Here is a 21,022-nt window from a genome sequence, read left to right as displayed (position 1 = left end):
TGTTGATCCGCGGTACCACCCAATTTCGGGCAATGCCCGCAACTTTGTTTATTTCATTTTCATCCATTAGCAACCAGTTTTGACACATTTGTGGACTTCTCAGCACCGCCACTTTCTGTAAAATGTGGGATTCAAAACACCTCTAATAACTTCATTTTATCAAGATCTCCTGGAAATAGCAAGAAATCACAAAAGCGATTATTTAAATTTAACGCCTAGTTCTTTCAATTTCTTGATTGTAGCTGGGCCAATTCCTTTAAGGGCCAACAACTCTTTCTCCGTCCAGTTTGCGAAGTCCGCAACAGAGCGAATACCTTCATCATAGAATGTTTGCGCACGATCAAGTGCCACACCTTCCAAACTTGAAGCAAACTCTTCCACTGAAGAAGCCGCTTGTTTCACTTCTTTCGCTACTGCTTTTGTAGCTTTCTCAACTTTTTTAGGTGCTTCTTTAACAGCTGCAGTTACAGTTGCGACAGCTTTTTTCAAAAGATGTCTATTTTGATGTTTGTATTGTTTCGCACGGTTTACGTTCTTCTTTGCCATTTTTCCTCCTAAATTCAGTGATCAATTCCTAAGGCAACAAGGTTTCATCACCATAATTCCATTCAATAATCCGTTGATGTCATTTCAACTTTTTTATTGTATCACAATCCCTTAAAAAATCAAGTCATTGCTCAATTTTCAGGTAAATCTAGCCAGTAAAACGCCTTCAATAAGACTATTTTAATATTTTCTTTTACCAAAGAGGTCATCTGGTAAATCATGAAATCCTTTTCCAGCATGGAAATTTTCAAACTTCCCTTGCAAGAACTGATAGGCATCCAAACGGCTTTCATAGCGAATCATCGCGATTTTGGCTCGTTCATCCTGGTCTTCATCAAAAACCTTCTTACTTTCTTCGAGAGCCATTTCATTGATCATGACTTGGGTCTTGATCCACTCCTCAAACTCCTTCATAAACTCTGTTTCGTAACTCATCTTTACTCCATTCCTCTATAAAAATCCGTATCGATCTCCCGATAAGGTTGAATGTCCTGAACATATTCCAAGACACCTTGAAAGTCTCCCGCTTCATCACGCACTGCTGCATAGGTGACATGGACAAATTTCCCACGTGATTCGGATTTGAACCACATTTCATACTTGTCTTTTTTTCCTTCACGAAGCCCTTGCATGATGGCTTTGACCTTTTCCAAGTATTTGGGTGGATGACACAATTCGACATTGCGTCCTACCTGCGACGGCGTCCGTTTGAAAATCATCTCCTCAAAGGGCGCAGCATCGTTGTAATATTGGAAAATATCATCCTTATTGACAAAGGTGATCTCCATCGGTAACTGGTTCAAGATCAAATTTGCTTGCTCCACAGATAGAAAGCCATGCCCAAAAGCTTGTGGCTGCTGGCGATCGAAACTCTCTTCTTTTTTCTTAGGCGTGAAGGTAACGGTCAACTGCCCATCAGGAGTCTCAATGACCTGACGGTGCTCGCTTCCATTTGAAGAAGGAAGGACTTCACCTAAATCTTCTGTCTCTGTTGCTCCTTCTTCCTTGAAGTCCACGCGTTTTGGTACCCACTTTTCACTTGGGAGAATAATGGCATAACCATAAGCATCACTTTCTTCTGCAATGGAAAGCCAATCATCCTGGGTAAAGGCCTCCAGTAAAATCATCAAGAGGATGGACTCTTCCTTGAAAATCATAGCCTCAAACTCTTGCGCAAAGGCTTCAAAGCGCTTTTTAACTTCTGAAATGGCAGAATCAGGCAGGGCTTTGGCCACATCCAGAGTTTTCGCAAAGAGGTCTCGAATCTGGTCATCTACTCCCCACATGACTTTCGGAGGAGAATCATGGCCGTATTTTTCCATAATTGGAAACATCAGTTCTTCCTTACGGCGGTAATGCCGATCAAATTGACCCACCAAGCCAAGCTGACGCAAGAGGCCTTTGTGAATCTCCTGGATCATCTCAGGATCCTCCTTCGTCTCATAATTATCCAGCAAGCGACGAACCCGCATCATAGCAGCACGAAGGGCTAGATTCTCCTGTTTAAAGATCTGAACAGGATGACCTGGATGGTCAGTATCTGCCACTTCAACCCCTTGAACAGCATTCTTAAAGAGATTCGCATGGACATCACAAAGCTCCATAACATCTTCAAAAGTAACACCTGCATCTGAATTCATCAGTTCATGCTCCATGAGAGAGATCTCAATCGCAGAAACCCCCGCAAAGGTCGCATCAAATCGTTCTTGGACCGACTCAGGAGAAGCACCATGATGAAGGTCTAATAAGATATCTCTCAAGACATGAATTCGTTCATCACTCATTAGTCTAGCCCCACTACTTCATAGCCATTGGCCTCTAATGTTCGCACAATCTTTTCCATGGGAGTACCCTCTAATTTTGATCCTTGTTTCAAGGAAACCTTGCGCCCAACTGTATTACGCATGATGGGGTTGGCTAAAGGTTTAAAGCCCAATTCCACCAACAAGTCCAATACTTCCGGATGTTGATCAATGACTTGAGCCACTGGAATCGATACATCAATAACATTGTCCATTTTCCTATTTCCTTTACTCATTTCGTTCATTTTCACTTCTTCACTAACTTCACGACAGCCTCTGTCCTTGCCGTATGTGGAAACATGTCAACTGATTGAATGTATTCAACCCGATAAACCTTTGTCAAAGCCACTAGATCCCGTGCCAAAGTAGAGACATTACAAGAAACATAGACCATCTTTTCAGGTGCATAGTGCAATAAGGTCTCGATCAATTTCGCCCCTAAACCCGTACGAGGTGGATCCACGATCACAGCATTGGCCCGATAGCCTTCTTGGTACCAGCGAGGAATGATCTCTTCTGCTGTACCAGCCTCATAGTGGGTATTCTCAAATCCCATCCGTTTAGCATTGTATTTGGCATCTTCAATCGCTTCAGGAATGATATCCATCCCCCGAACACTTTTCACCCTATTCGCAAAAGCAAACCCAATCGTTCCAACCCCACAGTAGGCATCTATCAAGTGATCCTCTGGGGAAACATCTAGAGCCTTAACCGCTTCACTATACAATACTTGAGTTTGTTCTGGATTCAACTGGTAAAAAGCTCGAGGAGACAGGGAGAATTCATAATCCAAAACACCTTCCAAAATGGCCTCTTCTCCCCAAATAATCTGCGTTTGTTCCCCATAGATTTCACTAGAGCGAGACGTATTTTTATTAACAGCAACGGTGACAATCTCAGGGTGTTTCTTAACCAAGTCTTCCACTAAATCCTTTACATTAATCTGCCGACTGGTGACCACAATGATCTGAACCTGACCAGTCTTCCGAGCTCGTCGAACCATCATAGTTCTGACACCCAGTTCTTTACGCTCATCAGCAATCGGAATCTGGTAGTAAGTCAATAAATCCGCAAGATCATTGGCAATCGCTTGAATAACCGGATCTTGAACCAAACAATCTTTTAATTCTACCAAATAATGTGAATTTTGAGCATAGAGACCCGCCTTGACCTGGCCTTTAAATTTCCTTGTTTGAAATTGCAATTTGGCCCGATAGTAAAGAGGCTCCTGCATTCCGATTGTTGGCCGAATGTCATACTGTTCAAAGCCTTCAGGTGAGAACTTTTTCAAGGCTTGTTGCAATAAATCTGTTTTAAACTCCAGCTGCTTGTCATACTTCAAATGCATGATTTGACAGCCCCCACAGGTCTCATAGATATCACACATGGGTGTCACCCGATACTTAGACGCTTTATTCACAGATAAGAGTTTGGCTTCCGCAAAATTTTTCTTGACACTTGTAATTTGGCAGAAGATATCTTCACCCTTGAGGGCTCCTGGAACAAAAACAAGGGTTTTCTGGAAAAATCCGATACCTTCCCCGTTTATCCCCATACGCTTGATTTTTAATGGAATTTTTTGTTTGACTTTAAGACTCATAAGTCTATTATACCACGTAGTTTCTCAATGGTTAAGAATATGTTACAATAAAACCATGAATACAAAGACATCTCATTTCTCCCCATTGGATTTTCCTGAGCAATTACGAACTTATATAGAGGGAGCAACTCTTTCTGATAGCTCTTCTCATTCAGGCGCAAGGGTTCTCTATCTTGATTCAGGTTACTACTTGAAAATAGATCAAAAGGGAAGATTAGAGCGAGAAGCTAGCATTGCAAGGTGGTTTGAAACCAAAGGACTGGGAACTCCAGTTATCGAATATCTATCTAAAGATAAAGACTACCTCCTGACTAAAGAGGCTATTGGCCATGATGCTCTCGCTTTTTTAGACCAGCCAGAAAAAATCTGCCGTACCATGGCAGAGGCTCTTAAAAAGCTTCACAGCTTAAATCCGAAAAATTTTCCATCAGATAATCATTTACAAGCCTATAAAGAAAGAGCCTTGAAAAACTATGAAAAAGGTGAGTTCTATGCCAAGGCGCTCCTACCCCAATTCCAAATCAACAGTCGCGAAGAGGCCTTCCAACTCATCCAAGAACATGGGCACCTTTTAAAGACAGATGCCTTTATTCACGGGGATGCCTGTCTACCGAACTTTATTCTAAAAGATGCTGACCAATTCTCTTGCTTTATTGATCTTGGTTTGGCTGATTTCAGTGACCGGCATATCGACCTCTTTTGGGCAGTTTGGTCCCTCAACTATAACCTACAAGATCCTAAATACGCTGAACTATTTCTTGACTATTATGGAAGAGATCAGGTCGATATACATAAACTTCGACTCGTTGCTGCCTTTGAAGCGTTTGGATAAAAGAAAAAATATGAAAATTACAAAACTAGAAAAGAAAAAAAGACTCTACCTTCTTGAATTAGACAATGATCAAAAACTTTACATCACAGAAGATACCATCGTCAAATATTTTCTTTCTAAAGAGAAAGAAATCAGTGAAGAAGAGCTAAAAGAAATCCAAGAATTTGCACAATACTCCTATGGTAAAAACCTGGCCCTTTACCATCTTTCCTTTAAAGCTCGAACAACAAAAGAAGTCCGAGACTACCTTACAAAATATGAGATTGATAGTGAGATTATTGATAAAGTTGTCCAACACTTAAAAGAAGAAAAGTGGTTAGATGATCATCAATATGCCAGAAACCTGATAGAGGCCAACCTCCTCAGTGGTGATAAAGGCCCTGTCTTATTACAACAAAAAATTCAACAAAAAGGGGTCCCAAAATCTATCCTTCAAGAAATACTAGCGGACTATGATTTTACAGAAGTGATCAACCGTACCGCAATAAAACTCCAAAAGAAATACCAAGGAAAATACCCATTAAAAGCCATTGAAACGAAAATCATCCAAGGACTCATTTCAAAAGGTTTTGCATACAATCAAGCAAAGATAGCATTCCAATATCTCGAGCTCGAAACAGATGAAGAAACAACCAATGAGCTCATTCTAAAAGAGTTAGAAAAACAATACCGTAAATACAGTAAAAAATATGAAGGCTATGACCTCAAACAACGCTTGACTCAGGCACTAGCCAGAAAAGGCTACGATTATAGTGATATAACGTCAGCCATTAGAGAATACTTAGATTCATAAACCAAATTGAAAATTAAATAGAAAAATAAGAAAAAATTTGAAAAAATATGATACAATATAGAGGATATACTTAGATTGTAGAAAGTTGGTAAGTTATGAAACTACCTAAAGAAGGCGACTTTATTACAATTCAAAGTTATAAACATGATGGCAGTTTACACCGAACATGGCGTGACACCATGGTATTAAAGATAACCGAAAATGCAATTATTGGAGTAAATGATCATACACTTGTTACTGAAAGTGATGGTAGACGTTGGATTACACGTGAACCAGCGATCGTATATTTCCATAAAAAATATTGGTTTAACATCATCGCCATGATCCGTGACAATGGTGTGTCTTACTACTGTAACCTAGCAAGTCCTTTTCACATTGACCAAGAAGCCTTAAAATATATCGACTATGATCTCGATGTCAAGGTCTTTACCAATGGTGAAAAAAAATTGTTAGATGTTGAAGAATACGAGCAGCACAAAGAAAAAATGCACTATTCAGATGACATTGACTTTATTTTAAAGGAAAATGTTAAGGTTCTAGTAGATTGGATAAACCAAAGCAAAGGTCCTTTTTCTGAGGAATATATCAAAATTTGGTATAACCGTTATGTTGAACTGCGAAATAAATAAAGTTGGAAAGAGCGCAAGCTCTTTTTTCTTGTAAATTAATAAAAAATAACTACAAAAAAAGTCTAATGACAACTATTAGACTTTTTCGACACACTATCGGGAAGACAGGATTCGAACCTGCGACACCTTGGTCCCAAACCAAGTACTCTACCAAGCTGAGCTACTTCCCGATCTAAAGCTACCGCTTTATGCACCCTAGAGGAGTCGAACCTCTAACCGCCTGATTCGTAGTCAGGTACTCTATCCAGTTGAGCTAAGGGTGCTCGTTTCTATTCAATTATTACATAGCCTTGCGACCATGCACCCTAGAGGAGTCGAACCTCTAACCGCCTGATTCGTAGTCAGGTACTCTATCCAGTTGAGCTAAGGGTGCTTCTTTCAACCTTTGTCTATGCCGAGGACCGGAATCGAACCGGTACGATCGTTACCAATCGCAGGATTTTAAGTCCTGTGCGTCTGCCAGTTCCGCCACCCCGGCCTCCTCAAGCGAACGACGGGATTCGAACCCGCGACCCCCACCTTGGCAAGGTGGTGTTCTACCACTGAACTACGTTCGCATTGCTTTCTTTATATAAAAAAATGCCGGCTACATGACTTGAACACGCGACCCTCTGATTACAAATCAGATGCTCTACCAACTGAGCTAAGCCGGCTCATTATTATTCTCTTATGCGGGTTAAGGGACTTGAACCCCCACGCCGTAAAGCGCCAGATCCTAAATCTGGTGCGTCTGCCAATTCCGCCAAACCCGCAAAATATGACCCGTACTGGGCTCGAACCAGTGACCCATTGATTAAAAGTCAATTGCTCTACCAACTGAGCTAACGAGTCTTAAAATAATTTTCATTATCTTAACGGTCCCGACGGGAATCGAACCCGCGATCTTCGCCGTGACAGGGCGACGTGATAACCGCTACACTACGGGACCTATGGGAGTTAACGGGATCGAACCGCTGACCCTCTGCTTGTAAGGCAGATGCTCTCCCAGCTGAGCTAAACTCCCAAATGAGCCTAGTATCTACTAGGCTCAATCTCTTGCTAAGCGACTACCTTATCTCACAGGGGGCAACCCCCAACTACTTCCGGCGTTCTAGGGCTTAACTGCTGTGTTCGGCATGGGTACAGGTGTATCTCCTAGGCTATCGTCACTTAACTCTGAATGATTAAACATTCAAAATTGAACATCTATATTCTAACAAGTTAAACTCACGTTGTCAATATCTTCTGACTCTTTGGATAAGTCCTCGAGCTATTAGTATTAGTCCGCTCCATTGCTCACACAACTTCCACTCCTAACCTATCTACCTGATCTTCTCTCAGGGCTCTTACTGATATAAAATCATGGGAAATCTCATCTTGAGGTGGGTTTCACACTTAGATGCTTTCAGCGTTTATCCCTTCCCTACATAGCTACCCAGCGATGCCTCTGGCGAGACAACTGGTACACCAGCGGTAAGTCCACTCTGGTCCTCTCGTACTAGGAGCAGATCCTCTCAAATTTCCTACGCCCGCGACGGATAGGGACCGAACTGTCTCACGACGTTCTGAACCCAGCTCGCGTGCCGCTTTAATGGGCGAACAGCCCAACCCTTGGGACCGACTACAGCCCCAGGATGCGACGAGCCGACATCGAGGTGCCAAACCTCCCCGTCGATGTGAACTCTTGGGGGAGATAAGCCTGTTATCCCCAGGGTAGCTTTTATCCGTTGAGCGATGGCCCTTCCATACGGAACCACCGGATCACTAAGCCCGACTTTCGTCCCTGCTCGAGTTGTAGCTCTCGCAGTCAAGCTCCCTTATACCTTTACACTCTGCGAATGATTTCCAACCATTCTGAGGGAACCTTTGGGCGCCTCCGTTACCTTTTAGGAGGCGACCGCCCCAGTCAAACTGCCCGTCAGACACTGTCTCCGTAGATGATTAACCTACCGGGTTAGAGTGGCCATAACACAAGGGTAGTATCCCAACAACGCCTCCATCGAAACTGGCGTCCCGATCTCAATGGCTCCTACCTATCCTGTACATGTGGCACAGACACTCAATATCAAACTGCAGTAAAGCTCCATGGGGTCTTTCCGTCCTGTCGCGGGTAACCTGCATCTTCACAGGTACTAAAATTTCACCGAGTCTCTCGTTGAGACAGTGCCCAAATCATTACGCCTTTCGTGCGGGTCGGAACTTACCCGACAAGGAATTTCGCTACCTTAGGACCGTTATAGTTACGGCCGCCGTTTACTGGGGCTTCAATTCATACCTTCGCTTACGCTAAGCACTCCTCTTAACCTTCCAGCACCGGGCAGGCGTCACCCCCTATACATCATCTTACGATTTAGCAGAGAGCTGTGTTTTTGATAAACAGTTGCTTGGGCCTATTCACTGCGGCTGACTGAAAGCCAGCACCCCTTCTCCCGAAGTTACGGGGTCATTTTGCCGAGTTCCTTAACGAGAGTTCTCTCGCTCACCTGAGGCTACTCGCCTCGACTACCTGTGTCGGTTTGCGGTACGGGTAGAGTATGTTTAAACGCTAGAAGCTTTTCTTGGCAGTGTGACGTCACTAACTTCGCTACTAAACTTCGCTCCCCATCACAGCTCAATGTTATAGAATTAAGCATTTAACTCAATTCACACCTCACTGCTTAGACGTGCACTTCCAGTCGCACGCTTTAGTTAGCCTACTGCGTCCCTCCTTCACTACATACTCTAGTACAGGAATATCAACCTGTTGTCCATCGGATACACCTTTCGGTCTCTCCTTAGGTCCCGACTAACCCAGGGCGGACGAGCCTTCCCCTGGAAACCTTAGTCTTACGGTGGACAGGATTCTCACCTGTCTTTCGCTACTCATACCGGCATTCTCACTTCTATGCGTTCCAGCGCTCCTCACGGTACACCTTCTCCACACATAGAACGCTCTCCTACCATACCTATAAAGGTATCCACAGCTTCGGTAAATTGTTTTAGCCCCGGTACATTTTCGGCGCAGGGTCACTCGACTAGTGAGCTATTACGCACTCTTTGAATGAATAGCTGCTTCTAAGCTAACATCCTAGTTGTCTGTGCAACCCCACATCCTTTTCCACTTAACAATTATTTTGGGACCTTAGCTGGTGGTCTGGGCTGTTTCCCTTTCGACTACGGATCTTAGCACTCGCAGTCTGACTGCCGACCATAATTCATTGGCATTCGGAGTTTATCTGAGATTGGTAATCCGGGATGGACCCCTCACCCAAACAGTGCTCTACCTCCAAGAATCTTAATGTCGACGCTAGCCCTAAAGCTATTTCGGAGAGAACCAGCTATCTCCAAGTTCGTTTGGAATTTCTCCGCTACCCACAAGTCATCCAAGCACTTTTCAACGTGCCCTGGTTCGGTCCTCCAGTGAGTTTTACCTCACCTTCAACCTGCTCATGGGTAGGTCACATGGTTTCGGGTCTACGACATAATACTAAGACGCCCTATTCAGACTCGGTTTCCCTACGGCTCCGTCTCTTCAACTTAACCTCGCATCATATCGTAACTCGCCGGTTCATTCTACAAAAGGCACGCTCTCACCCATTAACGGGCTCGAACTTGTTGTAGGCACACGGTTTCAGGTTCTATTTCACTCCCCTCCCGGGGTGCTTTTCACCTTTCCCTCACGGTACTGGTTCACTATCGGTCACTAGAGAGTATTTAGGGTTGGGAGATGGTCCTCCCAGATTCCGACGGGATTTCTCGTGTCCCGCCGTACTCAGGATACTGCTAGGTATAAAGACTATTTCGAATACGAGGCTCTTACTCTCTTTGGCTGACCTTCCCATGTCATTCTTCTATAATCTTTAAGTCCATATTGCAGTCCTACAACCCCGAAGAGTAAACTCTTCGGTTTGCCCTCCTGCCGTTTCGCTCGCCGCTACTCAGGCAATCGCTTTTGCTTTCTCTTCCTGCAGCTACTTAGATGTTTCAGTTCACTGCGTCTTCCTCTACCTATCCTTAACAGATAGGAGTACTAGCCATCAGCTAGTGGGTTCCCCCATTCGGACATCTCTGGATCGTCGCTTACTTACAGCTCCCCAAAGCATTTCGTCGTTTGTCACGTCCTTCTTCGGCTTCTAGTGCCAAGGCATCCACCGTGCGCCCTTATTAACTTAACCTTATTTTTGGTCTTGCGACCTAAACTCTTTAAATATTTACAGCGTTTCGGTTTATTTTCTTGTTACTATTTGATATAGATATTCAATTTTCAATGTTCAATCTTAACACCCTTACAGTGTTAATGGAGCCTAGCGGGATCGAACCGCTGACCTCCTGCGTGCAAAGCAGGCGCTCTCCCAGCTGAGCTAAGGCCCCACAAGACCTCTCAAAACTAAACAAGACCAACGTACAGGTTTCCATTTCCTTAGAAAGGAGGTGATCCAGCCGCACCTTCCGATACGGCTACCTTGTTACGACTTCACCCCAATCATCTATCCCACCTTAGGCGGCTGGCTCCTTACGGTTACCTCACCGACTTCGGGTGTTACAAACTCTCGTGGTGTGACGGGCGGTGTGTACAAGGCCCGGGAACGTATTCACCGCGGCGTGCTGATCCGCGATTACTAGCGATTCCGACTTCATGTAGGCGAGTTGCAGCCTACAATCCGAACTGAGACTGGCTTTAAGAGATTAGCTTGCCGTCACCGACTCGCGACTCGTTGTACCAGCCATTGTAGCACGTGTGTAGCCCAGGTCATAAGGGGCATGATGATTTGACGTCATCCCCACCTTCCTCCGGTTTATTACCGGCAGTCTCGCTAGAGTGCCCAACTCAATGATGGCAACTAACAATAGGGGTTGCGCTCGTTGCGGGACTTAACCCAACATCTCACGACACGAGCTGACGACAACCATGCACCACCTGTCACCTCTGTCCCGAAGGAAAACTCTATCTCTAGAGCGGTCAGAGGGATGTCAAGACCTGGTAAGGTTCTTCGCGTTGCTTCGAATTAAACCACATGCTCCACCGCTTGTGCGGGCCCCCGTCAATTCCTTTGAGTTTCAACCTTGCGGTCGTACTCCCCAGGCGGAGTGCTTAATGCGTTAGCTGCGGCACTGAGTCCCGGAAAGGACCCAACACCTAGCACTCATCGTTTACGGCGTGGACTACCAGGGTATCTAATCCTGTTTGCTCCCCACGCTTTCGAGCCTCAGCGTCAGTTACAGACCAGAGAGCCGCTTTCGCCACCGGTGTTCCTCCATATATCTACGCATTTCACCGCTACACATGGAATTCCACTCTCCCCTTCTGCACTCAAGTTAAACAGTTTCCAAAGCGTACTATGGTTAAGCCACAGCCTTTAACTTCAGACTTATCTAACCGCCTGCGCTCGCTTTACGCCCAATAAATCCGGATAACGCTCGGGACCTACGTATTACCGCGGCTGCTGGCACGTAGTTAGCCGTCCCTTTCTGGTAAGTTACCGTCACAGTGTGAACTTTCCACTCTCACACTCGTTCTTCTCTTACAACAGAGCTTTACGATCCGAAAACCTTCTTCACTCACGCGGCGTTGCTCGGTCAGGGTTGCCCCCATTGCCGAAGATTCCCTACTGCTGCCTCCCGTAGGAGTCTGGGCCGTGTCTCAGTCCCAGTGTGGCCGATCACCCTCTCAGGTCGGCTATGTATCGTCGCCTTGGTGAGCCGTTACCTCACCAACTAGCTAATACAACGCAGGTCCATCTCTTAGTGATGCATTTGCACCTTTCAAATCAATATCATGCGATATCGACTTTTATGCGGTATTAGCTATCGTTTCCAATAGTTATCCCCCGCTAAGAGGCAGGTTACCTACGCGTTACTCACCCGTTCGCAACTCATCCGCTCGGTGCAAGCACCAAGCTTCAGCGTTCTACTTGCATGTATTAGGCACGCCGCCAGCGTTCATCCTGAGCCAGGATCAAACTCTCATTAAAATAATTGTTTGTCTTAAACTCATTCTGTCACTGACAGATTTATTGTTTTTTTATTGTTCAGTTACTACAACCTTAGTTATAGCGCCCTGCACATTGGTTCGTCTTGTTCAGTTTTCAAAGGTCTTTGTCGCTCTCGCGCGACAACTATATTAGTATATCATGACCTGCCCTTACTGTCAACACTTTTTTCCAAAAAATTTTATTTTTTTGAAAGTTTTTTTGTTTATATAAAAAAATCAGGAGTATAAACGCTCCTGATTCCTCTATAATTTAATTGATGTTTTCAATCTCTTTTTTTGATCTCTATTCTTTTACTTCCAATAGACCGATGTCTCCATCTTCTCTACGGTAGATCACATTTGTTGTATTGTCTTCTGCATCACGATAAATGAAGAAGTCGTGTGCTAATAGATCCATTTGAAGGATCGCTTCATCTAAATCCATTGGCTCTAGATCAATTGTTTTTGAGCGAACAACTTTTTCTGTGGTTGCTGCTTCTTCTACAACTGCATCGGTAAACAATTTACCTGCACCAGATTTAATACGATTTTTCTTTTCGATTTTTGTTTTATTCTTACGAATTTGACGTTCAATTTTATCCACAACCAGATCAATTGAACCGTACATATCTTGAGAGACATCTTCTGCACGAAGTGTGATAGATCCAAGCGGAATGGTCACTTCTACTTTTGCGGTCTTTTCACGGTAAACTTTTAAGTTTACTCGAGCGTCTAGCTCTTGATCTGCCTGAAAATATTTTTCAATCTTTTCGAGTTTAGAAACGACATAGTCGCGAATGGCTTCTGTTACTTCTAGGTTTTCACCACGGATACTATATTTAATCATATTAGTACCTACTTTCTAAACATTATGTTTTTATTTATATGTATATTATAACGCTTTCATAAAGTTTTTGCAAATCTTTTTTTACCTTGCGATTGAAAATGTCTTTATTTCTTTCACACCTTTTTCAATTAGTAGGCGCTTCATTAATTCGATTGTTTTGCCCGTTGTGTAGATATCATCGAAGATTAGATATTTCTGCTTTCCTGAAATTTCTCCTTTTAATTGAAAGTGCTGAGAGGTTTTTAATCTTTCTTCTCTTGTTTTTTTTGATTGGGCTAAAGTGTCTTCTTTTTGGAAGACACTGCTGTACTTTATCTCTGCAAAATCTAGTATAGTCGATACTTGATTGAATCCTCTTTCCTGCCTTTTTTCATGGCTGATTGGAGTCGGTATTATCGTATAGCTTTTATACTTTTTCAAGGCTTTTTTGAGGTCACTTGCAAATACCATTCCTAATAAACGATCGCCTTCAAATTTATATCGCTTGAAATAGTCCTTCATTGCTGTATTATATCTATATAATGCTTCATGTTCGACCATATTCCCCTTTTGTATCCAGTATTCGCAATCTTTACATACTTTCTCCTCCTTATCTTTATAACATCTAGGACAATGGATTTCGCCAATTTGTTCGAAGTCTTCTTTGCATTCTTTACAAATCCATTCTTCTTGTTGATTCATAAAAATAAGGTCTGTGAAATGTTCACCAGTTTTCAACTCTTTAGTACAAAGCAAACATTCTTTCAAAATCCAGCCTCCTGATTCATTTCCTTTATTTCTTTGATCGCTTTCTTCATTTCTCGTGTTATGCCATCTGATAGAAAAAGTAGTTTACCTGTTGGTCTTTCTTTACTTCGACCGACCCTTCCTGAAATTTGTACGAGAGCACTTTTAGTAAATAATTTGTGATTACTTTCTAAAACAAAGACATCTACAAACGGAAAAGTCACTCCTCTTTCTAAAATTGTTGTAGAGACTAGCATGGTTATGGCTCTGTTTCTAAACTCTTCTACCATTCGTAGACGGTCTGTTGTCTGTGAGGATACAAAACCTACTGTTTCTTTGGGAAAGTATTTTTTTAAGTTCTCGGTAAATTGTTGTCCTAATTCTATTTCAGATACAAAGATTAACAATGGGTAGTGAGTTTGTATTTGTTTCTTGATCAGTTGCAATAGTTGGTAAGGGATTCTTCCTTTTTCTATTTTTTCTCTAATTTTCGGCACCCATTTTATTTCAGGGACCACTAGTGGGTTCCCATGAAATCTTCTTGGAAGGCTATAACGAATGATTTCTTTTTTCTTGACCTTTTTATCTAACTCATCTGTAGAGGTTGCTGTTAAATATAGGGTATTCCCCTCTTTTTTTATTGCATTCTGAGCTGCTTTATATAGGATTGGATTGTCTACATAGGGAAAAGCATCTACTTCATCTATAATAAGGAGATCAAAGGCCTGATAAAACTTTAGCAATTGGTGGGTTGTAGCGATCACCAAGGGTGTTCTAAAATAGGGTTCCGATTCTCCATGAAGCAAAGAGATGGGGCAGGAAAAATCTTCCTTCATTCTTCCGTACAATTCTATACAGACATCGATTCTTGGGGTAGCAATACAGACTGCTTTTCCTGCCTTGATCGCTGTTGCTACAACCTGATACATCATTTCTGTTTTTCCAGCTCCTGTCACAGCATGTACCAAGGCATGTTTTCCTGCTTTAACTGCTTGGATAAGTCCTTCAGATACCTCTTGTTGATAGGAAGTCAAGGTTCCCTTCCAGTTTAACACCTCCTGTCCTTCAAAGTCCTTCTGTGCAATAGCATAAAGTTTTTGATCACTCCGGATCCTTCCCAATTGGATACAGGCTCTACAATACAGCACCTCCTCACTCAACTTCCAAAGTTTTTGATCAATCAAACTGCCACATCGAAAACATTGGTACCTTCCATTCTGTTTTTCCATAGCTGGAAGTTCTTGGGCAATTTCTTTCAGATCATTTGTCATTTGACTCTCCGTTAAGAGTCTTCCATAAGAATCTTCTATCTTCATACTTATTAATTCGCAAAAGTTGGAGAAAATCATTCTTTTTTTGTAAAATAAGAATATGGAATATGTTACATTTAAAGAGAACGGCACTGTTCAAGAAGAAATCAAAAAATCAAAATTCATTTGTCATGTCAAGCGAGTCTCCTCTGAAGAGGAAGCTAGAGATTTTATCAATGCCATCAAAAAGGAACACTATAAGGCTACACATAACTGCTCTGCTTTCATCATTGGGGAACAAAGTGACATCAAACGGACCAGTGACGATGGAGAGCCTAGTGGAACCGCTGGGGTACCGATGTTAGGAGTTTTGGAGAATCATCGCATCACTAATAGTTGTGTCGTGGTTACCCGCTATTTCGGAGGTATTAAATTAGGCGCTGGCGGTCTGATTCGTGCTTATGCTGGAAGTGTTGCACAAGCAGTTCGAGAGATTGGACTGGTAGAAATCAAAGAGCAAGTGGTACTTGGGATCACACTTTCTTATTCCCAATACCAAGAATTTGCTAATTTCTTAAAAGACCATCAATTGGCGGAACAAGATCCGATGTTTACAGATCAGGTGATGTCAACTATTTTTGTAGATAAAGAAAACACAAACTCTATCACAGCAGCTTTAGTCGAATTTTACAATGGCAAAGTCATTATTGAGGATCAAGGAATTCGTGAGGTTGAAGTACCCCTACTTTCTGTAGAAAAATAACCAAAGAAGCTATCGGAAACGATAGTTTTTTTTTATCACACCCATAAAATTTCTATATTTTACATTCTTCCCGCAAGGGACTATACTTGTTAGTATCAAGAAAACCTAGAACTGAGGTATATTATGGCTATTTATGAAAATATTACAGAATTGATCGGGAACACTCCTATTGTCAAATTGAACCGTCTTGTTCCTGAAGGAGCTGCAGATGTCTATGTCAAACTCGAAGCCTTCAATCCTGGATCATCTGTTAAAGACCGGATTGCTTTGAGCATGATTGAAAAAGCTGAAGCGGATGGCTTGATCAAACCAGGTGATACCATTGTCGAAGCAACTAGTGGGAACACAGGGATTGGCTTGTCATGGGTCGGTGCAGCTAAAGGCTACAAAGTTGTGATTGTCATGCCTGAAACCATGAGTGTGGAACGTCGTAAAATCATCCAAGCCTATGGAGCTGAACTCGTTTTGACTCCTGGAAGTGAAGGAATGAAAGGCGCTATCGCTAAAGCTGAAGCAATCGCTGCAGAAAGAAATGGCTTCCTTCCTCTTCAATTTGAAAACCCTGCTAACCCAGAGGTACATGAAAGAACAACAGGACAAGAAATCGTTGATGCCTTTGGAAAAGATGGTTTAGATGCTTTTGTCGCAGGTGTTGGTACTGGTGGTACTGTTTCTGGTATTTCTCATACTTTGAAAAAGAATAATCCTACTGTCAAAGTCTATGCCGTTGAGGCCAATGAATCCGCAGTCCTTTCTGGCGAAAAACCTGGACCACATAAAATCCAAGGGATTTCAGCTGGTTTTATCCCAAATACTTTAGACACTAATGCATATGATGGTGTTCGTCGCGTATCTTCAGAAGAAGCTTTCGAACTTGCACGCGCTATCGGTGGAGCTGAAGGATTCTTAGTCGGTATCTCAAGCGCAGCTGCTATCTATGCTGCTATTGAAGTCGCAAAAGAATTGGGTAGCGGTAAAAAAGTTCTTGCTCTTGCACCAGATAATGGAGAACGTTATCTTTCTACTACCCTTTACGAATTTGAATAATTCTCTATATCAAAAAAACTTCGATAGGTTTCATCAACCTATCGAAGTTTTTATTTCTTTTCTTGTTTGCTAAAGAATACCTTTCCTTCTTTAACCCAGGTCGGCATCTGTTGAGCTAAGGGCGCAAAACCACTCTTGTGGCGGTCATTTGAAAAACGATGGTGTCGAATACTTCGTTGTGGTGTTTCTTCTAGTGTTCTCAGAGAGAGGCTAGCTTTCTTAGAATATTCATCAACATCGATGACTTGGACAAAGACTTTTTCTCCAATTGAAAGAATATCATGAATATTACTTACATAACCACTTCTAATCTCTGAGATATGAATCAAGCCCGTGACACCCGACTCTAGTTCGACAAAGGCACCATAAGGTTGAATGCCTGTAATGGTCCCTTCTAACTTATCTCCAATTTTCATATTAGTCCTCAATCTCGATGGTTTCAATCACGACATCTTCTACTGGCTTATCCATCATCCCTGTCTCAACAGCCGCGATCTCATCCAACACAGCAAAAGAAGCTTCATCCATCAATTGTCCAAATACGGTATGGCGTTGATCTAGGTGAGGAGTTCCCCCTTCTGTCGTATAGATTTCAGCAATTTCTTCAGGCCAGCCACCGCGGACCAATTCCTTTTTCGAATATGGGAGATGTTGATTTTGTACAATAAAGAATTGGCTACCATTTGTGTTTGGTCCAGCATTTGCCATCGAAAGGGCTCCACGAATATTGTACAGTTCTTTTGAAAATTCGTCTTCGAAGCTCTCACCATAGATGGATTCACCACCCATACCTGTACCAGTAGGATCTCCCCCTTGGATCATAAAATCTTTAATAATCCGATGGAAAATGACACCATCATAATAACCAGACTTAGCAAGAGCTACAAAGTTTGCAACTGTTTTTGGCGCTTGATCCGGGAACAATTGAATGTTCATCTTACCGTGATTGGTTTTGATCACAGCGACAGGACCGTCAGCCGTAGCAAGTTCTAACTGTGGTAACGTCAATTCTTTTTCAACCATATTTAACTCCTCTAAGGCATAGAATATGCCATCTTCTTCTAAATTCTTAGTGATATAATCAGCTTTTTCTTGTAACTCTGGGGCAGATTTTCCCATTGCGATACTAATTCCAGCATAATCAAACAGTTCTAGATCATTTAATCCATCCCCAAATACTAAAACATTCTCTGGCTTCAAGCCCAAATGATTTACAAGATGAGAAACTCCTGAAGCTTTTGAAGCTTCAAAGCGAACAACATCTGATGAATGGGGATGCCACGAAACTAGGCGCAAGTTCTCTTGCAAAGAAGGGGGCAACTCTAGCTCACTATCCTGTTCATCAAAGGTCCACATTTGGAAAATAGGTTCTTTCAAATGCAGATCTGGATCTACGGGTAAGTTAGGATAAATGATGTCAATAGCATCACTAATCAAGGGTGTCCGATTAGACAGGGCGGCTTGATGACTAGCTACTAACCCATAATCAATCTCGGATTCTTTGGCCCAATCCACAAAAGAAGAAACGATTGCTTCATTGATTGGTGATTGGTAGATCACAGTTCCTTTTGTATCTTCTATATAGGCACCGTTTAAGGTTACTAGAAAATCAGGTTTTAAATCCATAATTTCAGGAACAACCCCAAAAACCCCTCTGCCGGTTGCAATCCCTGTTCGAATTCCTTTTTCTTTCAACTGATGAAAGACATCTTTGACAGATTCTGGGATCAATCCCGTTTCTTTTGCACGTAACGTATCATCAATATCAAAAAAGACGATTTTTACTTTTTTTGCTTTATAACGTAATTTTGCGTCCACTTGTCTCCCCCTATTTTCCTTGCTCTATTATAGCATGTTTCAACTTAAAAATCTTCCTGATTCACCAGATGGTGACGGAAAGCATAAACGACTGCTTGTGTCCGATCACTAACTTCTAGTTTCGATAAAATATTGGAAACGTGGGTTTTCACTGTTTTCAGAGAAATAAAGAGTTCATCTGCTATGCGTTGATTTTCATATCCTTTCGTCAATAAAGCCAGAATATCCCGTTCTCTAGCTGTTAGGTCATCGTGCAATTCAGCATGGTTCTTGCGTGACTCAACTTTTTGACTGACTTCAGTCTCAATCGCAAATTCTCCTATTGCAACCTTCCGGACAGCCTGTAAGATCTCCGTTGCTGACGAGGTCTTTAAAATATAACCTTTGGCACCGGCATCTAAGACAGGGTAAATCTTTTCGTTATCTAAATAAGACGTCAAAATGACAATTTTAGCTTCCGGCCACTCTTTTAGGATGGCTAGAGTCGCATCGATTCCATTTAGCTCTGGCATCACAATATCCATGATGATGACGTCTGGTCTTTCTTTCAGCGCCAAGTCCACCCCTTCATGCCCATTTTTCGCCTCTAAGACTTGCTCAATATCGGTTTGCATGGACAAAAAGCTTTTCAATCCCAACCGGACCATTTCATGGTCGTCTACTAATAATACTTTCATACAGTTTCCTTTTCATTTTTATCTTTTACAAGGAGGGGAACGCGAATATCCACAGCCACTCCCTTTTGAGGACTCGTTCTTATTTTAATGGTTCCCGCCATGTCTTCTACACGTTCTTGAATATTTTTCAACCCATAACTCAATCGTTCCAATTTTTCCTGCTCAAAGCCGATTCCATCATCTACCATCCGTAAATGAAGTTGTTTTCCTTCCTGATGCAAAAAGACATCCATTTGTTGAGCTCTAGCATGTTTCAAGGTATTGCTGACAATTTCTTGGACGATTCGAAATAGATGTTCTTCCATATCTTTTGGAATGCTCACGTCATTATGATGGAAGACAACTGTTAGGTTACTCTTTTCCTTCAATTCTCTAAAAATCATCTCCATACCTTCTACCAAGCTTTTTCCTTCCAATTCTGTAGGACGAAGATGTAAGAGCAAGACGCGTAAATCATTTTGGGCTGTCCCTAGAATATCTGACACACCATTTAGTTGCTGCTGGATCTGACTTTTCTCTAACTCAAGGGCCTGCGCTGCTACTCCAGATAAAATCATATTGGCTGCAAACAATTCTTGACTAACCGTATCATGTAGATCACGCGCAATTCTCTTACGCTCGATTTCCACAATTTCTTCTTCATTTCGCATCACACGATTTTCACTCTTTTGTAAATTTTCTTCTAGTCGAAGTAATTTGCTGTCCAATAAATCTAACTGTTGATTCAATTCTTTGGGGGCAATTTCTTTTCGCTGTGAAGCAGTCAGGATAGATTCTACCTTTTGTTGTACTGCATGAACTGTTACAAATTGCGTGATTTTGATAATTAAGACAACCAAAGCCGTCAATGCAAGCGTCAGACTAAAAACCAAAAATAGGAATGACTGAAGCAAGGAAAGATCTGAGAGAAGTTTGCCCCACTGAAAACCAACAAAATGGAAAATGGTATGACAAATGACCGCAACCACCATTAGGGAATAGAAATACAATAGGAGATAGTCTAATTTCTTCATGCGCGAATCACCTCAACATCCCCAACAATACCAACTAACACAATTTTTACAGAACGGTGCGATCTCCGATAATGTGCCGTTTCAATGTCTATGGTTTCATTCCTCATTTTACGGACAGGAAGATCCAAAAACTTCAGATCTCCATACAGGGTGTTAATTTGTAAATGCAACTCCAAATCAATCGGTAAGATAATTTTTGTATTTCCAAACCCTTTCCGTATGATCACTACATTGTCCCAATTGCAAATGGCTACCTCCTCTAAATGGAGGGTGTCATTCCCAAAAACTCGGATCACATTCAGATCTCGATACCCTCGACTTTGTTTTGAAAAATGTTGTAAATCACCAATCCATCGAGTTTTTTCCTGACGAATTTTCGTATCCTCTTCAACATCAAACACAACGGCTTCATTTTCCTTATACATATAAGGGTAGGCGATCAATAAACCATAAACCACCGCAAATAAAATGGCTGCAATCACAAAAGGATTCAGCATCACGATAAAAAACAAGAGCACACTCAGCGCGATTAATAGAAAATTCGCTTTTTGTTTGCCAAAATAGTAATACAAAAGGAGCAAAAAGAGAACCATCAAGACAACAAATCTGGAAAAATCGATTGATAAAATGGTGATCGCTGCTAATGTTAACAAAACGGCTTCAACGAAAATAAAAATTTGTATTTTCCACATAGTCTACCTCATCTTTTCCTATTTTATCAAATTTTTCCTCATTTGACTTCCGTCTGTG

General features: G+C 42.1%; 18 protein-coding genes, 11 tRNA genes and 3 rRNA genes. 5 read left to right on the top strand and 27 right to left on the bottom strand.

The annotated features are described in order from the left end of the window. Positions 1–198 precede the first annotated feature (198 nt). From RIN70_RS02955 to rlmD, 5 genes are all read right to left on the bottom strand, one after another. Positions 199–546, bottom strand: coding sequence for a helix-hairpin-helix domain-containing protein (locus RIN70_RS02955; protein ID WP_195623311.1), 348 nt, complete (start codon positions 544–546; stop codon positions 199–201). Positions 547–726: 180 nt separating this feature from the next. Then, positions 727–981, bottom strand: a complete 255-nt coding sequence (locus RIN70_RS02950) for a DUF1912 family protein (protein ID WP_195623312.1) — start codon at positions 979–981, stop codon at positions 727–729. Positions 982–983: 2 nt separating this feature from the next. Continuing rightward, entirely contained in the window at positions 984–2,330 is a 1,347-nt protein-coding gene (locus RIN70_RS02945) for a DUF438 domain-containing protein (RefSeq protein ID WP_195623313.1), read from the bottom strand. Continuing rightward, on the bottom strand, positions 2,330–2,563 hold the full coding sequence (locus tag RIN70_RS02940; protein ID WP_003005810.1) for a DUF1858 domain-containing protein: 234 nt from the start codon (positions 2,561–2,563) through the stop codon (positions 2,330–2,332). Before RIN70_RS02940 ends, RIN70_RS02945 begins: the two co-directional genes overlap by 1 nt. Positions 2,564–2,595: 32 nt before the next feature. Next, positions 2,596–3,948: a 23S rRNA (uracil(1939)-C(5))-methyltransferase RlmD gene (gene rlmD, locus RIN70_RS02935; RefSeq protein ID WP_195623314.1), complete on the bottom strand. Its 1,353-nt coding sequence runs from the start codon at positions 3,946–3,948 to the stop codon at positions 2,596–2,598. A 55-nt stretch (positions 3,949–4,003) separates the two neighbouring features. Between rlmD and RIN70_RS02930 the strand changes: the two genes are divergently transcribed. The 3 genes from RIN70_RS02930 to ntdP all read left to right on the top strand — a co-directional run bounded on the left by RIN70_RS02930 (position 4,004) and on the right by ntdP (position 6,202). After that, positions 4,004–4,780 carry an aminoglycoside 3'-phosphotransferase gene (locus tag RIN70_RS02930; RefSeq protein ID WP_049498318.1) on the top strand — a complete coding sequence of 259 codons (777 nt, stop codon included), beginning with the start codon at positions 4,004–4,006 and terminating at the stop codon, positions 4,778–4,780. Between the two features lie 10 nt (positions 4,781–4,790). Beyond that, positions 4,791–5,573 carry a recombination regulator RecX gene (gene recX / locus RIN70_RS02925; protein WP_195623315.1) on the top strand — a complete coding sequence of 261 codons (783 nt, stop codon included), beginning with the start codon at positions 4,791–4,793 and terminating at the stop codon, positions 5,571–5,573. 95 nt (positions 5,574–5,668) lie between these two features. After that, a complete protein-coding gene (ntdP, locus tag RIN70_RS02920; protein WP_118396820.1) occupies positions 5,669–6,202 on the top strand; it encodes a nucleoside tri-diphosphate phosphatase in 534 nt (177 codons plus the stop codon). 96 nt (positions 6,203–6,298) lie between these two features. Here the strand turns inward: ntdP and RIN70_RS02915 are convergent. The 17 genes from RIN70_RS02915 to RIN70_RS02835 all read right to left on the bottom strand — a co-directional run bounded on the left by RIN70_RS02915 (position 6,299) and on the right by RIN70_RS02835 (position 15,020). Then, positions 6,299–6,372, bottom strand: a tRNA-Pro gene (locus RIN70_RS02915). Positions 6,373–6,391: 19 nt separating this feature from the next. Then, a tRNA-Arg gene (locus tag RIN70_RS02910) sits at positions 6,392–6,465 on the bottom strand. 36 nt (positions 6,466–6,501) lie between these two features. Beyond that, positions 6,502–6,575: transfer RNA gene (locus RIN70_RS02905), tRNA-Arg, on the bottom strand. A 19-nt stretch (positions 6,576–6,594) separates the two neighbouring features. Beyond that, positions 6,595–6,680: transfer RNA gene (locus tag RIN70_RS02900), tRNA-Leu, on the bottom strand. Between the two features lie 7 nt (positions 6,681–6,687). After that, a tRNA-Gly gene (locus RIN70_RS02895) sits at positions 6,688–6,759 on the bottom strand. A gap of 23 nt (positions 6,760–6,782) precedes the next feature. Next, a tRNA-Thr gene (locus tag RIN70_RS02890) sits at positions 6,783–6,855 on the bottom strand. A 17-nt stretch (positions 6,856–6,872) separates the two neighbouring features. Continuing rightward, a tRNA-Leu gene (locus RIN70_RS02885) sits at positions 6,873–6,954 on the bottom strand. A gap of 6 nt (positions 6,955–6,960) precedes the next feature. Then, positions 6,961–7,033 (bottom strand) — tRNA-Lys (locus tag RIN70_RS02880). Positions 7,034–7,057: 24 nt separating this feature from the next. Further along, a tRNA-Asp gene (locus RIN70_RS02875) sits at positions 7,058–7,130 on the bottom strand. Between the two features lie 2 nt (positions 7,131–7,132). Then, positions 7,133–7,205: transfer RNA gene (locus RIN70_RS02870), tRNA-Val, on the bottom strand. A gap of 34 nt (positions 7,206–7,239) precedes the next feature. Then, positions 7,240–7,355, bottom strand: a 5S ribosomal RNA gene (gene rrf / locus RIN70_RS02865). A gap of 79 nt (positions 7,356–7,434) precedes the next feature. Beyond that, positions 7,435–10,335, bottom strand: a 23S ribosomal RNA gene (locus RIN70_RS02860). A 123-nt stretch (positions 10,336–10,458) separates the two neighbouring features. After that, positions 10,459–10,531 (bottom strand) — tRNA-Ala (locus tag RIN70_RS02855). 53 nt (positions 10,532–10,584) lie between these two features. Continuing rightward, positions 10,585–12,132: ribosomal RNA gene (locus RIN70_RS02850) — 16S ribosomal RNA — on the bottom strand. Together the 16S, 23S and 5S rRNA genes with 11 tRNA genes alongside form the textbook arrangement of a ribosomal RNA operon. Positions 12,133–12,435: 303 nt before the next feature. Then, positions 12,436–12,978 (bottom strand): ribosome hibernation-promoting factor, HPF/YfiA family, encoded by a 543-nt coding sequence (hpf, locus tag RIN70_RS02845; RefSeq protein WP_003010301.1) that lies wholly within the window; start codon positions 12,976–12,978, stop codon positions 12,436–12,438. An 81-nt stretch (positions 12,979–13,059) separates the two neighbouring features. Then, positions 13,060–13,725: a ComF family protein gene (locus RIN70_RS02840; RefSeq protein ID WP_151191408.1), complete on the bottom strand. Its 666-nt coding sequence runs from the start codon at positions 13,723–13,725 to the stop codon at positions 13,060–13,062. Further along, positions 13,722–15,020: an ATP-dependent helicase ComFA gene (locus RIN70_RS02835; RefSeq protein ID WP_003010307.1), complete on the bottom strand. Its 1,299-nt coding sequence runs from the start codon at positions 15,018–15,020 to the stop codon at positions 13,722–13,724. Before RIN70_RS02835 ends, RIN70_RS02840 begins: the two co-directional genes overlap by 4 nt. Positions 15,021–15,075: 55 nt before the next feature. On the opposite strand from RIN70_RS02835, the gene RIN70_RS02830 reads away from it, so the two are divergent. Beyond that, positions 15,076–15,717 carry a YigZ family protein gene (locus RIN70_RS02830; RefSeq protein ID WP_195623707.1) on the top strand — a complete coding sequence of 214 codons (642 nt, stop codon included), beginning with the start codon at positions 15,076–15,078 and terminating at the stop codon, positions 15,715–15,717. Positions 15,718–15,840: 123 nt separating this feature from the next. Then, positions 15,841–16,764: a cysteine synthase A gene (gene cysK / locus RIN70_RS02825; protein WP_195623708.1), complete on the top strand. Its 924-nt coding sequence runs from the start codon at positions 15,841–15,843 to the stop codon at positions 16,762–16,764. A 50-nt stretch (positions 16,765–16,814) separates the two neighbouring features. Here cysK and RIN70_RS02820 read toward each other — a convergent pair whose 3' ends face one another. From RIN70_RS02820 to liaF, 5 genes are read right to left on the bottom strand one after another with little or no spacing between them, the layout of a single operon-like run. After that, positions 16,815–17,180 (bottom strand): S1 RNA-binding domain-containing protein, encoded by a 366-nt coding sequence (locus RIN70_RS02820; RefSeq protein WP_023920312.1) that lies wholly within the window; start codon positions 17,178–17,180, stop codon positions 16,815–16,817. A gap of 1 nt (position 17,181) precedes the next feature. After that, a complete protein-coding gene (locus tag RIN70_RS02815; protein ID WP_195623709.1) occupies positions 17,182–18,582 on the bottom strand; it encodes a bifunctional Cof-type HAD-IIB family hydrolase/peptidylprolyl isomerase in 1,401 nt (466 codons plus the stop codon). A gap of 44 nt (positions 18,583–18,626) precedes the next feature. Continuing rightward, on the bottom strand, positions 18,627–19,259 hold the full coding sequence (locus RIN70_RS02810) for a response regulator transcription factor (RefSeq protein WP_195623710.1): 633 nt from the start codon (positions 19,257–19,259) through the stop codon (positions 18,627–18,629). Beyond that, a complete protein-coding gene (locus RIN70_RS02805; protein WP_129824776.1) occupies positions 19,256–20,272 on the bottom strand; it encodes an envelope stress sensor histidine kinase LiaS in 1,017 nt (338 codons plus the stop codon). Before RIN70_RS02805 ends, RIN70_RS02810 begins: the two co-directional genes overlap by 4 nt. Continuing rightward, entirely contained in the window at positions 20,269–20,964 is a 696-nt protein-coding gene (liaF, locus tag RIN70_RS02800) for a cell wall-active antibiotics response protein LiaF (protein WP_049474474.1), read from the bottom strand. The genes RIN70_RS02805 and liaF overlap by 4 nt, the downstream gene beginning before the upstream one ends. Positions 20,965–21,022: the final 58 nt, after the last annotated feature.

The organism is Streptococcus parasanguinis (assembly GCF_032163505.1).
Lineage (GTDB): Bacteria > Bacillota > Bacilli > Lactobacillales > Streptococcaceae > Streptococcus > Streptococcus parasanguinis_V.
Note: the sequence above shows the minus strand (reverse complement) of the source record. Positions and strands in the feature narration are given on the sequence as shown.